This is a genomic window from Rhodopseudomonas sp. P2A-2r, from assembly GCF_026015985.1.
Taxonomy (GTDB): Bacteria; Pseudomonadota; Alphaproteobacteria; order Rhizobiales; family Xanthobacteraceae; genus Tardiphaga.
Window position 1 is genome coordinate 2,337,417 of sequence record NZ_CP110389.1, and the last position, 20,013, is coordinate 2,357,429.

15 protein-coding genes and 1 pseudogene are annotated in these 20,013 nt (G+C 61.8%); 10 read left to right on the forward strand and 6 right to left on the reverse strand.

Annotated features, from left to right (window positions below; genetic code table 11):
* Positions 1 to 82 precede the first annotated feature (82 nt).
* Both ONR75_RS10910 and ONR75_RS10915 read right to left on the reverse strand, forming a co-directional pair.
* Entirely contained in the window at positions 83 to 5,131 is a 5,049-nt protein-coding gene (locus tag ONR75_RS10910) for a beta strand repeat-containing protein (protein ID WP_265083619.1), read from the reverse strand.
* Between the two features lie 84 nt (positions 5,132 to 5,215).
* Entirely contained in the window at positions 5,216 to 6,940 is a 1,725-nt protein-coding gene (locus tag ONR75_RS10915; RefSeq protein ID WP_265082599.1) for a ShlB/FhaC/HecB family hemolysin secretion/activation protein, read from the reverse strand.
* Between the two features lie 660 nt (positions 6,941 to 7,600).
* Between ONR75_RS10915 and ONR75_RS10920 the strand changes: the two are divergent.
* From ONR75_RS10920 to ONR75_RS10965, 10 genes and pseudogenes are all read left to right on the forward strand, one after another.
* Positions 7,601 to 7,927 (forward strand): annotated as a pseudogene (locus ONR75_RS10920) (IS481 family transposase); the annotation flags it as partial.
* A gap of 712 nt (positions 7,928 to 8,639) precedes the next feature.
* On the forward strand, positions 8,640 to 9,080 hold the full coding sequence (gene tnpA, locus ONR75_RS10925) for an IS66-like element accessory protein TnpA (RefSeq protein ID WP_265082600.1): 441 nt from the start codon (positions 8,640 to 8,642) through the stop codon (positions 9,078 to 9,080).
* Positions 9,077 to 9,433, forward strand: a complete 357-nt coding sequence (gene tnpB / locus ONR75_RS10930) for an IS66 family insertion sequence element accessory protein TnpB (RefSeq protein WP_265079591.1) — start codon at positions 9,077 to 9,079, stop codon at positions 9,431 to 9,433. The genes tnpA (ONR75_RS10925) and tnpB (ONR75_RS10930) overlap by 4 nt, the downstream gene beginning before the upstream one ends.
* Positions 9,434 to 9,518: 85 nt before the next feature.
* Complete coding sequence (tnpC, locus tag ONR75_RS10935) at positions 9,519 to 11,042, forward strand: IS66 family transposase (protein ID WP_265082601.1); 1,524 nt, start codon at positions 9,519 to 9,521, stop codon at positions 11,040 to 11,042.
* A 576-nt stretch (positions 11,043 to 11,618) separates the two neighbouring features.
* On the forward strand, positions 11,619 to 12,272 hold the full coding sequence (locus tag ONR75_RS10940) for a hypothetical protein (protein WP_265082602.1): 654 nt from the start codon (positions 11,619 to 11,621) through the stop codon (positions 12,270 to 12,272).
* Between the two features lie 754 nt (positions 12,273 to 13,026).
* Positions 13,027 to 13,533 (forward strand): nuclear transport factor 2 family protein, encoded by a 507-nt coding sequence (locus ONR75_RS10945; RefSeq protein ID WP_265082603.1) that lies wholly within the window; start codon positions 13,027 to 13,029, stop codon positions 13,531 to 13,533.
* Positions 13,534 to 13,676: 143 nt separating this feature from the next.
* A complete protein-coding gene (locus tag ONR75_RS10950; protein WP_265082604.1) occupies positions 13,677 to 14,204 on the forward strand; it encodes a hypothetical protein in 528 nt (175 codons plus the stop codon).
* A gap of 197 nt (positions 14,205 to 14,401) precedes the next feature.
* On the forward strand, positions 14,402 to 15,157 hold the full coding sequence (locus ONR75_RS10955; protein WP_265082605.1) for a hypothetical protein: 756 nt from the start codon (positions 14,402 to 14,404) through the stop codon (positions 15,155 to 15,157).
* A gap of 252 nt (positions 15,158 to 15,409) precedes the next feature.
* Complete coding sequence (locus ONR75_RS10960; protein ID WP_265082606.1) at positions 15,410 to 15,817, forward strand: hypothetical protein; 408 nt, start codon at positions 15,410 to 15,412, stop codon at positions 15,815 to 15,817.
* A 29-nt stretch (positions 15,818 to 15,846) separates the two neighbouring features.
* Positions 15,847 to 16,182, forward strand: coding sequence for a cell division protein ZapA (locus ONR75_RS10965; protein WP_265082607.1), 336 nt, complete (start codon positions 15,847 to 15,849; stop codon positions 16,180 to 16,182).
* A 9-nt stretch (positions 16,183 to 16,191) separates the two neighbouring features.
* Here the strand turns inward: ONR75_RS10965 and tnpC (ONR75_RS10970) are convergent, their stop codons facing one another.
* The 4 genes from tnpC (ONR75_RS10970) to ONR75_RS10985 form a co-directional block, all read right to left on the reverse strand.
* Positions 16,192 to 17,715 carry an IS66 family transposase gene (gene tnpC / locus ONR75_RS10970; protein WP_265082608.1) on the reverse strand — a complete coding sequence of 508 codons (1,524 nt, stop codon included), beginning with the start codon at positions 17,713 to 17,715 and terminating at the stop codon, positions 16,192 to 16,194.
* Between the two features lie 85 nt (positions 17,716 to 17,800).
* Positions 17,801 to 18,157 (reverse strand): IS66 family insertion sequence element accessory protein TnpB, encoded by a 357-nt coding sequence (tnpB, locus tag ONR75_RS10975; RefSeq protein WP_265079591.1) that lies wholly within the window; start codon positions 18,155 to 18,157, stop codon positions 17,801 to 17,803.
* On the reverse strand, positions 18,154 to 18,594 hold the full coding sequence (gene tnpA / locus ONR75_RS10980) for an IS66-like element accessory protein TnpA (protein ID WP_265082600.1): 441 nt from the start codon (positions 18,592 to 18,594) through the stop codon (positions 18,154 to 18,156). Before tnpA (ONR75_RS10980) ends, tnpB (ONR75_RS10975) begins: the two co-directional genes overlap by 4 nt.
* A 654-nt stretch (positions 18,595 to 19,248) precedes the next feature.
* The gene (locus ONR75_RS10985) at positions 19,249 to 19,947 is read right to left on the reverse strand and encodes a HupE/UreJ family protein (RefSeq protein WP_265082609.1); all 699 of its coding nucleotides are present in this window, start codon (positions 19,945 to 19,947) and stop codon (positions 19,249 to 19,251) included.
* Between the last annotated feature and the right edge of the window lie 66 nt (positions 19,948 to 20,013).

The window sequence follows — 20,013 nt, forward strand, 5'->3', positions numbered from 1 at the left end:
TCCAGAGGCTGCGAGCGACGACTGGATTGCTCCCTCGCAAGAGCTACCAAAATGGCGGCGTGAAGCATCCGCGAAGCGACCGCTATCGCCCGGCAGGTTTCTTCTTTCGCTTGGTCTGGGGCCCAATGCTTCCCGTCACGATGTCATCGTCGCTGGTCCGCCGCGCAGCGCTACGCGTGGCGGAGCCGGACGTGCTGACCGCCGTTGTCGGCGTCCCGGCCAGCGGCGTCACGATCGTCGTGGAGCGTTGGTCGATCTGAAAGCTGATATTCGACTGTCTTGTTGTCGACGTATCCGCCGGCGCCACCACAAAGGGCGCCACTGTCGAGGTTTCTGTCGAGCTGGCCGTCGTCGTTGTCGGGGGCGTCGATACTGTCGTTGCTGGCGCGGGCGCGGCGTTCACCACGAGATTGGCGCCGGTATAGGCGATGGCATAGTTCGGGTTGCGCCCGTTGATCAGCGTGCCCTGCGCGATCGCGTAGGCACCCGCCGCCGAATCCGACGCCGCAGCGGTGACCAGGCTGCCCGACAGACTGTCGCCGTTGACCAGCCCGCTGCCGCCGACCGTGTAGCTCAGCGCCGGATTGGCGTCGCCATAGGCCCGGCTCTGCGCATCCGCCGTCACGGTGATCGCCCGTGCCGTGACGGTGAGGTTGGCCGCGGCGTAAGTCAGCGCATAGTTGCTGGTGGCTGCGACAGAGCCCTGGCCGATGGCGTAGCTGCCGGCACCGGTTGCGGCGGTGGCGCTGCTGGTCAGGCTGCCCGACAGGCTGTCGCCATTGACCAGGCCGCTGCCGCCGACCGTGTAGGTCAGCGCCGGGTTGGCGTCGCCATAGGCCCGGCTCTGCGCATCGGCCGTCAGGGTGATCGCCCGCGCCCTGACGGTAAGGTTGGCGGCGGCGTAGGTCAGCGCGTAGTTGCTGTTTGCGAGGGTACCGAGCGTGATACCGTAGCTGCCGACACCGGTTGCGGCGGTGGCGCTGCTGGCCAGGCTGCCCGACAGGCTGTCGCCATTGACCAGTCCGCTGCCGCCGACCGTATAGGTCAACGCCGGGTTGGCATCGCCATAGGCCCGGCTTTGCGCATCGGCCGTCACCGCGATCGCCCGCGCCGTGACGGTGAGATTGGCTGCAGCGTAGGTCAGCGCATAGTTGCTGTTGGCGAGGGTGCCGAGCGTGATGCCATAGCTGCCGACGCCGGAGGCGGTAGTGGCGCCGCTCGTCAGGCTGCCCGACAGGCTGTCGCCGTTGACCAGGCCGCTGCCGCCGACCGTATAGGTCAGCGCCGGGTTGGCATCGCCATAGACCTTGCTCTGCGCATCCGCCGTCACCGTGACCGCGCGCGCAGCAATGGTGCCGGTTGTCGCGCCCAGGGTGTAGCCATAGACCGTGGCGCCGCCATTGGTGGCGGAGGTCATCGTCAACCCGTTGACGGTGACCGTCTTGCCGGTCCCGGCGTTGGCATTGTCGTAGGCTGCCGTCGTGTAGCTGAGGCCGATCACGTCGCCATCGAGGCCGCTCGCGGTCGACGCCAGCGTCGCGCCGGTGCCGCCGTCATAGGTCTTCGAGACGGTGGGCGTGACGGTCGGGGCCACGCTGTAGAGGAAGCCGTTGCCGGTGGCCTGCGCCACCGCTGTCACGCCGTAGATCGCGGCGTATTGCTTGAACGCGTAAGCGAGACCGCCGCGGCCGTCGTTGGATGGATCCGCCGAGTAGACCAGCCAGCGGCCGTTGGCGGCCGAAACCGCATCAGCGCCGCGCTGATTGACGAAGCTCGATCCCGCCAGCGTCACGTCGCTGCTCGTGGAGGACACGGAGCCAGTCGCGGCGATGGTCAGGCTGCCCGCAGCGGAAAGCCGCACGGCGTCCGCCACCGCAAGCGTCTGGTCGACGGTGAACGCGCCGGAGGCCGCGATAGAAACGCTGGTCCCTCCGTTTGCAGTCAGCACGCCGCCCGGCGTCGAGAACACCAGATCGCCGGTCGGCGTGATGCCGATCACACTGGCGAGCGAGGACGCCACCGACGACAGCGTGGTCGCCGCGGTGCGCACGGTCAGCGTATTGGCGTTGAGGTCGAGATTCTGCGTCGGGTTGACGCCGGACACATAGGCGTTGGACTTCACCGCGTTGCCGGCAATGTCAACGAACAGGCCGCTGCCGATCGACGTCGAGCCCTGCGGCAGCAGGAAGTAGTAGTAGCCGTTAGCGCCGGTTTGGATCGTCGCCAGCGCAGTGCCGCTGAGCGTGCCGGCGATGGTGGCGCCGGCCAGTGCCGCCCCATCGGCCTGGTAGGCGATACCCGACACCGCCTGCGGCGTCGAGCCAGCGGCAAACTGCCAGCTCAGATACGGATAGAGCCCGGCGCCGGTGCTCCAGACCGAGCTGCCGAATGCCGTGGGAAGGATGCCCTGCAACTGCGCCGTGGTCAGGCCGATCCCGCCGCCGGCCGCCGCCGAGATGCCGGAGGTCTGCGTGTCCCAATAGGAGTTGGAAATGACATTCGGTACGGTGGAATTGTTGCCGCCAACAAGGCCGCCGACAGCGACGGTGCCGGTGACAGTGCCGGTGGCGTAGCTGGAATCCACGGAGCCGGTCGGGCCGTTCAGCCCGACGAGCCCTCCGGAGTTGGTGGTGCCACTCACCGCGCCGGTCGCATAGCTTGCCCGGATGGTTCCTGGATTTTGGCCGACCAAGCCGCCGATGCGATTACCCGTCGCACTCACCGAGCCCGTCGCATAGCTGGTCTGGATGGTTCCTGTATTCGTGCCGACCAGTCCCGCGGTATTCTGGATGCCGCTGACGGTGGCGGTCGCGTAACTGTTGGTGACCATGCCGCCATTGGTGCCGGCCAACCCGCCGGTGCTGTTGATCCCGCTGACCGTGCCGGTTGCGTAGCTGTTGGTCACCAGGCTGAGTGCGGATCCCCAGCCGAGCAGGCCGCCCGTGGCGGTGTAGCCGGTCACGTTACTGCTGGCATGGCTGGATTGAATCAGGCCGGTGTTGAAACCGACCAGCCCGCCGGCGTTGACCCCATCAGCTGTACGTGACTGCACCACGCCGTCGGTCACCGTCGTCGAGATGATGGTTCCCAGCGACGCCACGGTGGCGCTGGCGAAACTGTTCTGCACGACCCCGCCGTTGAGCCAGCCGACCAGCGGAGCAACGTTGCTTTTCGCGGTGAAGGTGCCGCCGACCACGCGGATGTTCGAAACGCTGGACTCCGCGCCATTCACGTAGCCCAACAGACCTACCCACGCGAGGCCGGGCGCGTTGATCGTCAGGTCTGTGACGGTGTGGCCGAGTCCGTCGAACCGCCCGGTGTACTGAGTATCGACATCGTTGCTGCTGTTGGTGCCGATCAGCGCGCGGGTATAGGTGGGCCCGGCGGCGCTGAGGTTGGTGGCCAGCGCGTAGTTGCCGGACAGGCCGGTGCCGTACTGCGCCAGCGCGCTGCCGTCGATGGCGTCGAGCGCATCGATCGCATCGAGCTGCGCCATCGTATAAACCAGCGTGTAGGTGGTGCCGTTGAGACTGAACGTGCCACCGTGGTCGATGGCGCCGAAGTCGACCGAGGCATTGTTGCCGAAGGTCAGCCCGGTATTGGTGATGCCGGCCTGCGCGGTGGCATTCAGCGCCAGGCCGCCGGCGGCGGTGATGGCGATCGGCGCGTTGATGACGATGGCGCCGGCTGCATTCAGCCCGAGGACGGTTGGCGCCGACCAGGTCAGCGGCGCCGCCACTGTGATATTGCCGGCCTGCGTGCCGCCGGAGCCGGTCGTGATGGTCACATTGGCGGCGCCGAGCGCCGTCATCAGCGTGGTCGCGTTGATGACGCTGTCGTTGCTGGTGGCATCGAAACCGCCGGTATCGGCGCCGTTCGAGATGATGACGTTGTAGGGATCGAGCAGCAGCGTGCCGAAGCTGCCATGAGCCGCCGAGAGATCGGTGAAGCCGGTGTAAGCGAGCTGCGCCTTGCCGGAGACTTCGGCCTCGCCGCCGTTGCCGGACGATGCGCCGCCGCGTGCGGTGATGGTGCCGGCAAAGCGCGTCAGCTGGTCCGACCACAGCACGATGGCGCCGCCATTGCCGCTGGTCGTTGCGTCGGCGCGGATCGTGGTCTGCGCATCGACGGTGAGCGTGTGGGCGCGTTGCAGCGCCCCTTCGCCCTGGCGTCCGCCGCCGATGTTGATGGTGCCGCCACCGGTCGCGCCGGAGGCATCGATGCTGGCGCCTTCGAGCGCGATGGTATGGCCGGTCACCGCGATGGCGCCGCCGCTGGCCTGACGCGAGGTCGCGATCAGCTTGCCGGAAATGTTGACGCCGCCGCCGGCACCGCCGCCGATGAAGATCGCGCCGGTGCGACCGCCGATGGTTCGCGCCTGCACCAGACCGGAGATGTTCACCGCATTGCGCGCCGCCTCGCGTGCGGTCGCGGCACTGATGATCACGCTGCCGCCATCGGCCTTGATGGAGCCGGCGTTGCGGATCAGCGCATTGGTGCCGCCGGCCGCGGTCGGCAGCGCCACCTGCAAAAATCCGTCGCCGGAGAAATCCAGCGTCGCACTTTCGCCCGAGCCGAGCCCGACCTTGCCGAGCGGCACGAAGATGCTGCCCGCGTTCGACACCGTGCCGCCGATCAGCGCGGCATAGCCGCCGCGGCCGACCGTAATGGTGCCGGCATTGCTGACCTCGGCGGAGGCGCCATTGCCGGTGAAGCTGCGCTTGCCGCTGAGGAAGTCGGCATCGGAAATGCCCAGCGTCGAGGCGACGAAGCCGCCGCCGGTGTTGACCGTGCCGGTCGAGGTGATGGCGATGCCGTTGGGATTGACCAGATAGACCTGACCATTGGCGGTGAGCGAGCCGGCAATGCTCGACGGCGTGTCGCCGGTGACGCGGTTGAGCAGCGCCGACGTACTGCCCGGCTGCTGGATAGTCACCGCCGCGCCATGGCCGATCGAAAAGCTCTGCCAGTTGACCACCGCGCTCGGGCTGGTCTGCGTGACATTGAGCTGGGTCGATGAAGGCGATGCGATCGCCACGCTGCCGGCGGCGACGCTGCCACCGGTCGGCAGAGTCTGCGCCAAGGCCTGGCCGATCATCAGGGAGCCGGTCAGCGCGGTGGTCGCCAGCATCACGGCACGTCGCCGGGTATCGCGGCGGGAGGCGCACGCGTGGGAGAGGCTGGCCGGTCGTTGCATCGAACTATTCCCTGGCGTCTAGAATCTGAACGCCGTCACGACCAGAAACCGGTCAGCGGCAGCGACGCCGTCATTGCGCGTGGTGCGCGCGTATTCGAGTGCGAGCGAGCCGTTCGACAGGGTGCCGGGCACGGAACCACCGAAGCGGACGCCGCCGCCATAGGAGGTCGCGGCAATCCGCGCCGCCTCCAGCGCCGTCGGCTGCTGCAAATTCACTTCGCCGTAGGCGCCGAACACGTAGGGCGCGGCGACGACGCCGACCGCGGTGGTCGGCAACGGCACGGTCCAGGGCGACGAGACTTCGCCACGCGCGACATAGCCCTGATCGCCGACGATGCTGCCGGCATCGAAGCCCGACAGACTCGACGTGTTGGCGATGCCGATCTGCTCGCTGCGCAGCAGCGCCTGGCCGAACGAGGTCTGCGCCCGCGCGGTGACCTGAACCGCGAGATGATCGTACAGCCGCTGGGAATAGCCGAGCGCAGCGTCGAGCTTCTGGAACGAAGCGTCCGCGCCCTGTCGCGACAAGGGCAGCAATGCGCTTGCGCTCGCCGCCGAGCGCGCGCCGAGCGCATCGAGGCCGAACGAGCCGGTGACGCGGCCGGAGATCGCAGCGCCCCACGGCGTCAGCACGTCGCCGTCATTGGTGAAGCGAATGATGCGCAGCTTGTCCTGCGACAGCGCCACCGGATCGCCGCCGATAAACAGGCTCTGCACTTCGTCCTGCGCGTCGAACGACACTTCGCTGTTGAAATTGGCGGCGCGCCCGCGCAGCCAGGCGTAGCGCAGCCGCAACGACAGCCGCTGGAACGTATCGGTGGTCTGGATGCCCTGCACCGCGCGCGGCGTGGTTCGTGCATCGGTGCCCTCGGCGTTGAACGTCAGGCCATCGACCCACAGCGGCACGATGACGCCTGCTGCCAGACCGCGGTTGGTGGGATAGCGCTCGAAAAAGCCGTTGCCGCCATCGAATTCCGGATGCCCGTTGGCGCGCAGATAGATCAGCTCGCCGAGACCCGCAATGCTGTTGAAGTCGACGCCGGCACCGACCGTGGTGCGGCCGAGCGCCGCCGACAGCGCGTTGTCGAACGTCAGAATGGCGCTGACGGGCTGGTACTTGGCCTCGATCACCAGCACGGTGGCGCCCTCGCTCTTCCCCGGCGCCAGCGTCGAACGCAGCAGCGTGCCCGGCGTATCGCCGGCCAGCAGCACGCGGCGTTCGAGTTCCACCAGCGTCACGCCGCGGCGGCCGACCAGCGGCTCCACCAGGCTGGCGATGCGCGAACGCACGCGCTCCGGCACATCCTTGAGTTCGATCCGCTCGATAAAGCCATCGACGACCGTGAGTTTGAGGCGTGCACCGTTGGCGAGATGCTGCGGCGGCAAGACCACACGCACCAGCACGTAGCCCGCCTTGGCATAGGCCGCTTCGAGATCGCGCGCGGCGGCGAAAATCTCCGCGCCCGACACCGAACGCCCGACCAGACGACGCTCCAGCTCGGCGGTCGCCGCCGCCAATGCCGGCAGCGCGCCCTTGATCTGAACGCCGGAGATCCTGACGGAGAGTTTTTCGGCGCCGCTCGGCGTGGCTAAACCGCCGCCACCCTGCAGGGCGAAGCCACCCTGTCGCTCTAAACTCGGTCGAAAACTTGGTGGGGTAATTTGCGAAGCTGTCTGCGCTTGCGCGACAGCAGGCAGCATTGCCAAAAACGCGATGAAACCGCGCAAGCTTTTCGACAGCACGAAGTATCTGCTTTCTGCGCTCCCGGAAAAATGGAGCGATGCTTTTACACGTGAGACACAAACGACGAAGCGAGAATCAACCTAATGATTCTTCCTGCGTAAGGTAATTTTTAACCATTGACCAGCGCTGCCACGCGGCGATCACAGCTATTATTAAAGATCTAAAACCGTCGCTGCACGTGCAAAACTCAGGGAGCATTATTCATCAGGCGTGCGGTCGGATGCTTTGGCGCGCGCTTTTGCCGTCGATCGGTCCGCTCAGAAAAGTACTTGGGCAGAATCTCCATAGGAGCGAAAATCGCGGTCACGGTGGCTCGGAGGGGCGCACTGGTCAGGCGATGCGGGGGTGACGCGAACACCGACGGCGGATGGAGCAGCCTTGAACAGATCGAACAGAGCCACGCCGGGCGACGCGATGTTAGCCCTAGTTTCAAGGCCTAAAAGTCATCGAATGAGAAGCGCTCTGACGAAATAAAAGAGATCCATGCACCGGAATTGCTGCGCTTTCTCTGCTGTGCTGGTCAAAGTGATGCCGCTGCTCGCTGCGCATCTGTCTAATGCAACTATTTCTGTGAGAGCAATGGTGCCTCGGGCGGCTAGGTGTCTGGTCTCGGAGTGTGGGGGAATCAGCCAAACTGCCCCTTCATTCTGGGAGGGGTTATGGGACAGATACTCCATGGCAGCGCCACGACCACGCACGCGATCCGAGCGGCAATACAGCGATCGAAGGCTCCGCTCAAAGAATTAGCCGCGCAGCACGGCCTGAATCAGAAGACAGTTGCCAAGTGGCGCAAGCGGACCTTTGTCCAAGACGCGCCGATGGGCCCGAAGACTGCGCGCTCCACGATATTGACGGCCGAGCAGGAGGCGACGGTCGTCGCCTTCCGCAGGCACACATTATTGCCCCTTGATGACTGCCTCTATGCTCTGCAGGCGACGGTACCGCACCTGACGCGGTCATCCTTGCACCGTTGCTTTCAGCGCCATCCATTCGCTGCGACGGCAAACGTTATCAGCAACAGCAGCCTTACTTCGTAACTTACGATCTGGAGACAAATCACTTCGTATTTGAAAATCCCGGTGGAAACAAACTACCCGGTGAGATCATCGCGGAAAGTGACGCAAGACTGGACCTCAGCCTGAGGGCCGACGGCGGGCGTATTCTTCTTTCCTTCAATCGCAAGCGCAACGTGATGACGTGGCCGGGAATGCCCGCCAGTGAACTGGGAAGGGCTTTACTGCAACACGACTGCACGGAGGTCGCTGGCAGAACGATGCTTTCAGCATTCTGGCAACCAGAGCAATTTGATCCTAAGCGTCTCGACCCGGTGGACGCCTTTTCGCTAACCTGCCCCGGCCAGTACGGACAATATTTCGTCACTTTGGACCGCTCCACAAGAACGGTAGTCCTAGAGACCCAAGCTTCCGACCAGACGATGTCAGGTAACATCGCTGGGATCAACGATGGCTCAATTAGATTCGGGGTCGCTGGTCGCTCGGGCCAATTTGAACTTCTGTGGGATGATCGCACGCGAATGCTTACTTGGATTGGCGTTGCAGATAGTGCGGCAAGGCCGACAATTAGTCACGAATGCAGCGTCACAGGGCCTCGATCAATCGTAAGCGTCGTCCCGGCCCCACCTTTCGGTTGACGTGCTGATCTGCGACGTTTCGTTTCGTTCGAACCGCTAGGCTTAGAATGGACACAGTGGATAGTGCTATCACCAAGCCGGTTCGGCGGCTGGAGGTGTTCACCGGTGCGGGGCGCCGGCGGACATGGAGCGACGAGGACAAGGCGCGGGTCGTTGCGGAAATCGAAGCCAGTGGCGACTCTGTTTCTGGCGTGGCACGGCGGCACGGATTGTCGCCGCAGCAATTGTTTGGCTGGCGCCGGCGAGTCAGGGAAGCTCAGGCGGTCGTTTCGAAGGATGATGAACCACGGTTCGTCCCGGCGGTGGTTACCGCGGCACTGTGCGAGACTGCGGGATCTCGACAGCGCAAGGCGCGGCGGCAGCAGCGGGACGAACCGCTTGGCGGAACGATCGAGGTTGCGATCGACGGCGTGACGGTGCGCATCGGCGCGGGCGCTCCGTCGGACACCATCGCCGCGGTGTTGCGGGCGCTGAAAGCCGGAGCGTGATCGGCCCGACGGGCGCGGTCCGGGTGATGGTGGCGACCAGGCCTGTGGACTTCCGCAAGGGCGCCGATGGGTTGGCGGCCCTGGTGCGGGAGAGCATGGCGGCGGATCCGTTCTCGGGCGCAGTCTACGTGTTCCGCGCCAAGCGCGCGGATCGGATCAAGCTGGTGTATTGGGATGGCACGGGTCTGTGCCTGTTCGCCAAGCGGCTGGAGGACGGCATCTTCCGCTGGCCGAAGATCGAAGATGGCGTGATCCATTTGTCGGCCGCGCAATTGTCGGCGCTGCTCGAAGGGCTGGATTGGCGGCGTGTCCACGCGGCGCGCGAGACGGTGACGCCGGCACAGCCCGGCTAACGCCTGGACGTTTGTTGCTGTGGCAAAGTGAATCAGCAGCATCGAGCACGTCGCAAAATGCTGGTAAACATGATCTGATTTGATCATGCCGCGCGACGCATTGCCCGATGATTCCGAGACCTTGAAAGCGATGCTGCTCGCCGAGCGGGTGCAGAACGAACGGCTGCGTCAGATCATCAGGGACCTGCAGCGCCACCAGTTTGGCCGCCGGGCGGAGACGCTGCCCGAGGACCAGATGCAGCTCGGTTTGGAAGACGTCGAGCAGGCGGCGGCGCGTGACGTCGCGGAAGCTGAGCAGGCGACACCGGCCGCACGACAGGCCGGAGCTGCGAAGCGTCGGGCCAATCGCGGCGCGCTGCCGGCGCATCTGCCGCGGATCGAGACCACCATCGATATCGACGACAAGACCTGCCGCTGCTGCCAGGGCGCGTTGCACCGGATCGGCGAAGACAAGAGCGAGCGGCTGGATATCGTGCCGGCGAAGTTCCGGGTGCTGGTCACGATCCGGCCGAAATACGCTTGTCGCCAATGTGAGGATGGCGTCGTGCAGGCCCCAGTGCCGGCGCGGCTGATCGAGGGTGGGCTTCCGACCGAAGCCACCATCGCCCAGGTGCTGGTCTCCAAATATGCGGATCATCTGCCGCTGTATCGGCAGGCCCAGATCTATGGCCGCCAGGGCGTCAACCTAGACCGCTCGACGCTGGCAGACTGGGTGGGGAATGCCGCCTGGCATCTGCGTCCGCTGCACCAACGCCTGCTCGACAAGCTCAGAGAGCGGCCAAAACTGTTTGCCGATGAGACGACGTTGCCGGTGCTGGATCCTGGTCGTGGTCGCACCAAGACCGGGCAGTTGTGGGCCTATGCCGCCGACGACCGGCCATGGAACGGATCCGAGCCGCCAGGCGTGGCCTATGTCTACGCGCCGGACCGCAAGGCCGAGCGGCCGATCGCCCATCTCGACAGCTTCAGGGGCATCTTGCAGGTCGATGGCTATGCCGGCTACCGCCGGCTGGCCGAGCGCGGCGACGTGCAGCTGGCGTTCTGTTGGGTCCATGTGCGGCGCAACTTCTACAAGCTCGCCACACCCGGACCTGCGCCGATCGCCAGCGAAGCACTGCAGCGCATCGCCGCGCTTTATGCGATCGAGAACGACATCCGCGGCCGCAGCGCCGAGGAGCGTCGGACCGTGCGGCAGCAGAAAAGCCGCTCGCTGGTCGACGCATTGGAGAGTTGGCTGCGCGCAAAACTCGGGCTGATCAGCCAAAAGGGCAAGCTCGCGGAGGCAATCCGCTATACGCTCTCGCGCTGGGAGGGTTTGGTCCGCTTCCTCGACGATGGCCGTATCGAGCTCGACAACAACGCCGTCGAGCGTTCTATCCGCCCGATCACGCTGAACCGGAAAAATGCCTTGTTCGCGGGCTCTGACGGAGGTGCCGAGCACTGGGCCACCATCGCCTCGCTGATCGAGACCTGTAAACTCAATGATATCGATCCGCTCGGCTACCTGACAGACGTCCTTACCAGGATCGCCAGCGGTCATCCCAACCGCCACATCGACGCGCTCTTGCCGTGGGCCTACCAAAAGCAAGACCTCAGAGCCGTGGCCTGAGAACGACGCTTACGATCAATCATGGAGTCTTACGCCCAACTAGCACGCTGGCGCCAAATGTGACTGCGGTCGTTCCCGGCACTTGGGGTCATTTGCGTCGTTTTCAAAATATCTGCAGCCGTGCACTTTTCCGGCGCGAGAAATAGCACTGCCCCAACCGACGAATTGGGATCTCAAATTTGTACGGCGGTGTTGAAGCGACCTGCTAGCAACCAGTGCAGCGCCTACTCGAATGTGTAGCGCATGTCCGACCTGACACGCTTTGGACCTAAGATCGATGTCCGCCTTGACTCTGCAATGTGCCGGATAGCGGACATGGATTGAGCTCGCCCATGAATGCCGATTTATGGATAGCGCCTCAACTCAATTTCCACTTGAGTTTCGAAATTCTGCTTAATATGGTCGGTAAACGGGTGTGGCGCTCACTTCGGTAGTTACCCCCAAATGGGAGGCTGGCGTTGACTAATATCTGCAGCAAATCATCGGATCTCGCGTGTGATTTGCTGCCTATAGGCGTTGTGGGGACAGTGTTGTCACGATTCTAATGGCGAAGTTTCTCCAAAAAAGTGTCTATTGATGAACAAAGGCTTGGCCGCTCTTATTTCGCTGGGGCTTCTGGGTATCGCAGCCAACTACATCACTCTTTTGAATTTTCATTCAGAGCAGGATACTTGCAGCTTTGGCCCGGTATCAAATGCGGAATATCGCGATTATCTGGCTAAGGCGCGCAGTCTGTCGGGGATCGTGACATCGTCGCTTTCGGCAGACGACACTTCGACATCGGCCAATTTTACAAAATTGTTTGAAGCGCTGAGCTCAGGCAAGTCGGACGTCTATTCGCGGCTCGCAATAATGCACGCGGCGCTGCGTTCGTTAGGAGCAGAGTATCGTAACACGAACGGCACGTATCCCGATCAAGGGAAATCCGACCCGTTCGTCGCAGCAATGAACGGACTCGAAATTGTTGCGTTTAATTACGTTCTCGATGTGTTTCGGATCGGGGCAGTATTGCCTTGGCCACGAGACGCTTGGGTCATCGGGGGGCTTGCGGGTCCGAGATACTACCGTAGCGTTGGCCCTGCTTATCCCAAAATGCGTGGCGAGTTAGCCATAATCTTTCATGGGCCAACATTGGAACGTCCATATCGAACCGATATCGAGCCCAAGGGGAGCTGTCCGCCAATTCCAAGCGGGGAGATCGCCGAAAACTTCTCTCTATTAAGAAAGTAGCAACGGAACATGGCCCTACGAATCCTCGCTGGAAGCGAAGCCGGCGTTCAGCGACTATACTGGCGCTGGCCATATGTATCTTGTTCTCCGAGAGCTGATACAGGAAGAACTTGAGTCAGATGAGTCACCTGTAGAACGGCCGCAAATAAACTCAGATGCCTCTTTCATTTTTGGGGCCTCGAATGGCGGGAGCTATAACCGCTTCCGCATCGATCAGGGCAACCACGTCGGTCATCTTCATCGACCGGTCGATCAGGCCAGCCGGATCACGCGGGGCATGCCAACTATCTTGCAGGCCGTCGCGAAGGAGGAGAATACGGGGTGGGTCTTCGCCACGGCGACGATAATCTCATGCATGCTCGCATGCGAGGTTTCAGAGAGTATATCGTTAGGAACAACTTTGGTGCCGAATACTACGGCCGGGCCAAGCCGACGGATGCCGAGCCTGCTGCTCGGCCGACGTAAACACGCCATTCTTCATTTCCCATATCATATCTACTAAAGAAGAGCGTCAGAGACCGACGTGAGTTTTTCTGCGCGGTCCAGCAGGTCGTTTTCGAGAATCTTGTGTGGAGGCAACGATCCGAAGTTAGCGACCGAGCGTGATCTGGAAGGGCTGGCAGATTGACCATTGGTTGAGGTACCTTCACGCGCGCCGTGCGGGAGCTTAGCCCGTTCTTGGCACGAAAGCGACGAAGCCAAGCGGTCCGACAATGTCCGGTGTTTAGCTCACAGCGACTGTCGGATTTCTGAGATGTCCGGTCGCTTTTTGACCCAAACGCAACATCGTCACTGGAGCGGCAACGTCCCACTTGCTACCGTTCCAGCAATAGGCAGGGACTTCTTGATGTGGGATGCACCAATGATGCATGATCTATTCGACCGATGGGAACGGGTTTGGCACGACAGTCAATATGACCTAATCCCAGGTTGCGTTGGGCCGAACTACATCCGACACGATGAGAATGGCGACCGTACCGTAACTCGGGAAGCCTATGCGGACGAGCTTGTGACCGTTCACAAAGGCCGTCCAGGTATTCGCGTCGTCGTGTATGATCACTCATTCACCGACGACCGCGCGTGGTTCCGGTTTTCGTTCCAATGGCTTGACCCGACGACTGGCGAGAAGCAGAGCCGGGCCGGAATGCAAAGCTACCGCATCGAGGATGGCAAGCTGGTCGAGACTTGGATCACAATGCGACCGCTTGGCACATCGTGGACGGACGTTGCGCAGGATCGCTGGACAAGCCCTAAGAACTAGAGCAACGCCAAAGGCGTATGTCGCCTGTTGGCACTTTTCGGACCTGAGGCGGTGTTCGGTTTAGGTCTGCAATACGCCGGATAGAGGACAAGGGTCGAGCTCGCTCACGAACTCATTTTCGAGTAAATGCCCTAGAGAATATGATGCGCCCACTTAAGCTAAAAATTGCGCTGGTTGCCATTGCCGTTGTGGCCGTCGAGGCGACACATTTGGTGAAGGCGGCCGAACCTAAGGTGCCGGTCGCTTATTTTCTTGGCCAGTCATCTGACCCTGCTCATGTGCCAAATAATCTGCCCGGTGACGCAACGGATGTCGTAGTCGCCAAGGTGCGCGTTTTGGGCAGGGCAAGTTGGATGGGCGGTCGTCATGGAGAGGGAATTACAAACGACATCCTCTTCACTCGGGTCAAGATAATCGAAGTGAAGGAAGGCACGGCTGAAGTGGGCCAAGTGTTGGGTGTTCGAATGGGGTTGCGAAATGATTTCCGAGAATTTTCTTATCCTCACACACCCGACCAGCTCGCTCAAGAGTACGCTGTACTGATTTACTCGTCAGGCGATGGCTTGCGACGACTTGCTGCGTTCCCAATCAGTTCATCGCAATACGTTGATTGGCAAACAGAGGTGCAGGCCTATGAGCGACAGCGAGGAAAACCCGGATATCGCGAATAATTTAACTGGAGGGCAGGCTTTGGGATATAGTCGGCGCGTCGCCGCTGCGCACCGACGTCGAGAAAGTGCGCCGTCTTCATTGTTCCTTTGTCAACCATTGTCGCAAATTTGGGGGCTGCGGCCAAGGTCGTTAGGACCGGTAGATATCCCACGTGATAATCCAACCTGAGCGAGATTAATTGTAAGATGGAGGCGTCATGTCCTTACCGGTCGCGCCATGTATCGATGCGGCAGCACCTTCCCTCAATTTCCTTCGTTCGCATCTGTACCCGTGGGGGCAAGCGACTCTCGGGATTCTGATCGCAATCGGAAGCATAAGTCTGGCGGCGAGTTCGGCCAATGCTGAGCAAAACCCGTGGGTGCAGTTGAAAGGAGAAAAGCCAGCTCTATCGCTCAGCCAGACCATATTTGCTGCTAAGCAAACTGATAACAGCGCTTTCCGAAATGACACCGGCGGCCGGAGTGATTGGATTCAATCGGGCACGATGGCAACGCCGGAGCCAAACATCACCGTCTTTATAACCCGACGTCAGGAAGCTAGAACAGTCCGCAATAGCGTGGTGCAGGATTTAGAAGATCTCGCCGAGCTTAAAGGAATCCAAAAGAACTTTAGACCAGCCTACTATGAGCTGGCGACATGGCTTGGCACACTTCGTGGCGTCTCTTTTGCGGTGAATGCAGACGGAATACTAAAACAGTGCATGGGCTTTCATAAACCCGGAACATCGAAGGTTTACATAAAAGGTTTCATATGTTCCTCAGATGAGCAGGTCGTGCTTCCGGAGCAGGTCGCCTGTCTGGTAGACAAACTGCGATTTCCGCAGCCCGAGGACGTAGCGTCCACGAGACTGCTGCTCGGCGTCGAGTCTAGAACGGAATGCGGTGGGCACCGGCTCGAACCGAAAAACGTTACGGTAAGGCCGAATGTTGACGGGGACAAAGAGCGTCTTTGAACTCCGTCCCATGGCGATGCCGGTGTGAGATCCTGCGGTGCGGCGGCACATCCGGAGTTGAGGGTGGATCGGGAAGCTCGGCGCACAGCCAGAGTGACGCGATTGCCCCAAAGAAACTTGCGGGACCACATCTTACGTCAAAGCTATGAATCCAGAAAACATTCGGCGAAACGCCTCACGCTACCAGCTCTTGTGCCGTATCGAGGCTGCTGAATTTGCGACCAGTTAATGAAGCGATGGTAATCTGAGCCAATGAACTCAACCTTCGTATCTATCGTTAGCTTTTTTGGGGTGATGGCGCCTCTGATGGCGTTCTTCGTCATCTTAGATTGGGCGGGGCGAAAGGCGCAGACCCAAGGAGCGCAACGAACGTCACTGGACAAGCTTAAGGCAGTAAAGCTGCTAGACTTGACGCTGTTTCTCAAGCGGCTTGCCGCTGGTGCGATCATCGTGGCGTTTACTATTGGCGCACCGGTCGGGCTGTTTGCGCTCATCCTATTTTTTCCTACCATCACCTGTCATGGAGAAGGTTCGGGAGGTAATTGCGGCGAGGGTTATATGGCTTCGATTCCACTAGCTTTGCTTACCATCCCACTTGACCTCGCGGCGGCGTTTTTCGTTTGCAAAATCCTAGTCAGCGCTTTCTGGCCGAAGCAATAGCCACAGAACGCAGTGTCATAGATCACGCAATGGGCCATATCAAAGCTAACATCAACGGCCGTGAGTATCGCATGGCGTGTGAAGAAGGGCAGGAAGCGCGCCTCGAAAATCTCTTGCATAAACCTCAAGCCCGTATGGCTAAGCTGTCGAACAAGTTCGGAAAGATGGGCGATCCAAAATTGACTGTAATGGCAGCGCTCACTGCTATTGATGAGTTGGATGATGCCAATCTGCTCGTAAGCCAGCTTCGAAATCGGAAAACTAGCGCTCGATCAGGACAACCCGCTTGGGGCGAAGGGAAGCCAGACGAAGGCAAAAGGGCCGATGGGCTACGGTTTGATATCTCCGCAGTCGCTCTGCCGTAAGCGTCGTTCTCAGGCCACGGCTCTGAGGTCTTGCTTTTGGTAGGCCCACGGCAAGAGCGCGTCGATGTCGCGGTTGGGATGACCGCTGGCGATCCTGGTAAGGACGTCTGTCAGGTAGCCGAGCGGATCGATATCATTGAGTTTACAGGTCTCGATCAGCGAGGCGATGGTGGCCCAGTGCTCGGCACCTCCGTCGGAGCCCGCGAACAAGGCATTTTTCCGGTTCAGTGTGATCGGTCGGATAGAACGCTCGACGGCGTTGTTGTCGAGTTCGATGCGGCCATCGTCGAGGAAGCGGGTGAGGCCCTCCCAGCGCGACAGCGCATAGCGGATTGCCTCGGCGAGCTTGCCCTTCTGGCTGATCAGCCCGAGTTTTGCGCGCAGCCAACTCTCCAATGCGTCGACCAGCGAGCGGCTTTTCTGCTGCCGCACGGTCCGACGCTCCTCGGCGGTGCGGCCGCGGATGTCGTTCTCGATCGCATAGAGCGCGGCGATGCGCTGCAGCGCTTCGCTGGCGATCGGCGCAGGTCCGGGTGTGGCGAGCTTGTAGAAGTTGCGCCGCACATGGACCCAGCAGAACGCCAGCTGCACGTCGCCGCGCTCGGCCAGCCGGCGGTAGCCGGCATAGCCATCGACCTGCAAGATGCCCCTGAAGCTGTCGAGATGGGCGATCGGCCGCTCGGCCTTGCGGTCCGGGGCGTAGACATAGGCCACGCCTGGCGGATCGGATCCGATCCATGGCCGGTCGTCGGCGGCATAGGCCCACAACTGGCCGGTTTTGGTGCGACCACGACCAGGATCCAGCACCGGCAACGTCGTCTCATCGGCAAACAGTTTTGGCCGCTCTCTGAGCTTGTCGAGCAGGCGTTGGTGCAGCGGACGCAGATGCCAGGCGGCATGGCCCACCCAGTCTGCCAGCGTCGAGCGGTCTAGGTTGACGCCCTGGCGGCCATAGATCTGGGCCTGCCGATACAGCGGCAGATGATCCGCATATTTGGACACCAGCACCTGGGCGATGGTGGCTTCGGTCGGCAGCCCACCCTCGATCAGCCGCGCCGGCGCTGGGGCCTGCACGACGCCATCCTCACATTGGCGACAAGCGTATTTCGGCCGGATCGTGACCAGCACCCGGAACTTCGCCGGCACGATATCCAGCCGCTCGCTCTTGTCTTCGCCGATCCGGTGCAACGCGCCCTGGCAGCAGCGGCAGGTCTTGTCGTCGATATCGATGGTGGTCTCGATCCGCGGCAGATGCGCCGGCAGCGCGCCGCGATTGGCCCGACGCTTCGCAGCTCCGGCCTGTCGTGCGGCCGGTGTCGCCTGCTCAGCTTCCGCGACGTCACGCGCCGCCGCCTGCTCGACGTCTTCCAAACCGAGCTGCATCTGGTCCTCGGGCAGCGTCTCCGCCCGGCGGCCAAACTGGTGGCGCTGCAGGTCCCTGATGATCTGACGCAGCCGTTCGTTCTGCACCCGCTCGGCGAGCAGCATCGCTTTCAAGGTCTCGGAATCATCGGGCAATGCGTCGCGCGGCATGATCAAATCAGATCATGTTTACCAGCATTTTGCGACGTGCTCGATGCTGCTGATTCACTTTGCCACAGCAACAAACGTCCAGGCGTTAGCCGGGCTGTGCCGGCGTCACCGTCTCGCGCGCCGCGTGGACACGCCGCCAATCCAGCCCTTCGAGCAGCGCCGACAATTGCGCGGCCGACAAATGGATCACGCCATCTTCGATCTTCGGCCAGCGGAAGATGCCGTCCTCCAGCCGCTTGGCGAACAGGCACAGACCCGTGCCATCCCAATACACCAGCTTGATCCGATCCGCGCGCTTGGCGCGGAACACGTAGACTGCGCCCGAGAACGGATCCGCCGCCATGCTCTCCCGCACCAGGGCCGCCAACCCATCGGCGCCCTTGCGGAAGTCCACAGGCCTGGTCGCCACCATCACCCGGACCGCGCCCGTCGGGCCGATCACGCTCCGGCTTTCAGCGCCCGCAACACCGCGGCGATGGTGTCCGACGGAGCGCCCGCGCCGATGCGCACCGTCACGCCGTCGATCGCAACCTCGATCGTTCCGCCAAGCGGTTCGTCCCGCTGCTGCCGCCGCGCCTTGCGCTGTCGAGATCCCGCAGTCTCGCACAGTGCCGCGGTAACCACCGCCGGGACGAACCGTGGTTCATCATCCTTGGAAACGACCGCCTGAGCTTCCCTGACTCGCCGGCGCCAGCCAAACAATTGCTGCGGCGACAATCCGTGCCGCCGTGCCACGCCAGAAACAGAGTCGCCACTGGCTTCGATCTCCGCGACGACCCGCGCCTTGTCCTCGTCGCTCCACGTCCGCCGGCGCCCCGCACCGGTGAACACCTCCAGCCGCCGAACCGGCTTGGTGATAGCACTATCCACTGTGTCCATTCTAAGCCTAGCGGTTCGAACGAAACGAAACGTCGCAGATCAGCACGTCAACCGAAAGGTGGGGCCGGGACGACGCTTACGATACACAGACAACGGCCTCTGGATCTTCATCATGCGCCGTATTGATCAAACGCCTTGCGACCTCTGGCGTCCGCGGGAAACGAAGGGACTGATAAGCCACATCGACGTCATTGATGCTGCGGCGACCGTTGTCGTCTATCGGCCGGTTCGTCAACTTTTTGTTCTCCCGCCAATATAATCATTGCCGGCGGCGTCCAGCGCAACCACGCGAAGCGCACCACGTTTAAAGTTGATGGACATCAAATTTCGTGGTGGGTTATCTGAACCCATATGGCGTGCGGAGGCGTTTTTGTCGTCGCGTCCGTGCTGTGGTTGTGGATCGTAAAAGATCGATCAGACCGGAGGGATCGAACAGGAGGATCAATTCGCATCTCTGGCGCTTCCGCAATGAAGCGCCTCCCCGATGAGCGCGACGATCCGAGCATTTGCTGAGGCGTTGGAGCGTGAGACACGTCCGCCATCCAGCCTATTGCAGACTCAATCCAGACATCGCCCCAGGTCCGAAAAGTGCCAAAAACGGAAGTCGCAGGCCTTACTGCACGTCGACGACACGCCCGAGCGACCTTTCGGGCTTCACACAAAAAATGAAGAGGTCCTCTCGATCAGCCAAAACGCAGCCACCGTACCGATCGCGTACGCCGCGATCACGTCGAGCCGATTAAGTGTATGCTGAATCAGGGCAGGTTCGAGGCGAAGCGCCATTGCGGTTCGGAACAAGCCGCCTGCCGTTAGCACCGCAGCCACGAAAGCCAGCTGCCCGGTCTCTACGCCGAGGTTGAAAAATAGCAGCGCAACGGGGATCGCATGTTGAGGTAACCCTACCTCAGCCAGCGCTCCGGCGAATCCAAAACCGTGTAGAAGCCCGAAGCTAAAGGCAACTAGCCATGGCAGACGCGCGGTCAGACCTGGCTTTCCACCGCGTGCATTCAGGATCTCGACGGAAACTAACATGATGCTCAGCGCTATGGTCGCTTCCACGGGCGGACGCGGCACGTTCACGAAACCTAGGGTCGCCGCGGCAAGCGTAGTGCTGTGTGCGATCGTGAAGGCCGTCACGGTGACGGCGACGCGGCGCCAGTCTCGAACCAGGATCACCAGCGCCAGTACAAATAGCAAGTGATCGAAGCCGAAAAAAATGTGTTCGACGCCAAGGCCCAGATAGGTCGCAGCCATTTCTCCTACGCTAGGCACCGCTTGAATAATGAATGCTGTCTTCGTCGGAGAAAGCCGTTCGGTCTGTGTGGCGCCGGCAAGGCTTTCGATCCGAACCAAGACATCGGTCGACGTGGCCGATAGGCCCTCAATTGATACGGCCTGTCCGATGAGCCCTCCATCCCG

Bases quoted from the DNA above. Each gene is read 5' to 3' on its own strand.
- ONR75_RS10950 (WP_265082604.1), top strand. From the start codon at position 13,677: ATGCGCCCACTTAAGCTAAAAATTGCGCTGGTTGCCATTGCCGTTGTG.
- tnpC (WP_265082608.1), bottom strand. From the start codon at position 17,715: ATGCCGCGCGACGCATTGCCCGATGATTCCGAGACCTTGAAAGCGATG.
- tnpC (WP_265082601.1), top strand. From the start codon at position 9,519: ATGCCGCGCGACGCATTGCCCGATGATTCCGAGACCTTGAAAGCGATG.
- ONR75_RS10945 (WP_265082603.1), top strand. From the start codon at position 13,027: ATGTCCGGTCGCTTTTTGACCCAAACGCAACATCGTCACTGGAGCGGC.
- tnpA (WP_265082600.1), top strand. From the start codon at position 8,640: ATGGACACAGTGGATAGTGCTATCACCAAGCCGGTTCGGCGGCTGGAG.
- ONR75_RS10910 (WP_265083619.1), bottom strand. From the start codon at position 5,131: ATGCTGGCGACCACCGCGCTGACCGGCTCCCTGATGATCGGCCAGGCC.
- ONR75_RS10965 (WP_265082607.1), top strand. From the start codon at position 15,847: ATGGGCCATATCAAAGCTAACATCAACGGCCGTGAGTATCGCATGGCG.
- tnpA (WP_265082600.1), bottom strand. From the start codon at position 18,594: ATGGACACAGTGGATAGTGCTATCACCAAGCCGGTTCGGCGGCTGGAG.
- ONR75_RS10940 (WP_265082602.1), top strand. From the start codon at position 11,619: ATGAACAAAGGCTTGGCCGCTCTTATTTCGCTGGGGCTTCTGGGTATC.
- ONR75_RS10960 (WP_265082606.1), top strand. From the start codon at position 15,410: ATGAACTCAACCTTCGTATCTATCGTTAGCTTTTTTGGGGTGATGGCG.
- ONR75_RS10955 (WP_265082605.1), top strand. From the start codon at position 14,402: ATGTCCTTACCGGTCGCGCCATGTATCGATGCGGCAGCACCTTCCCTC.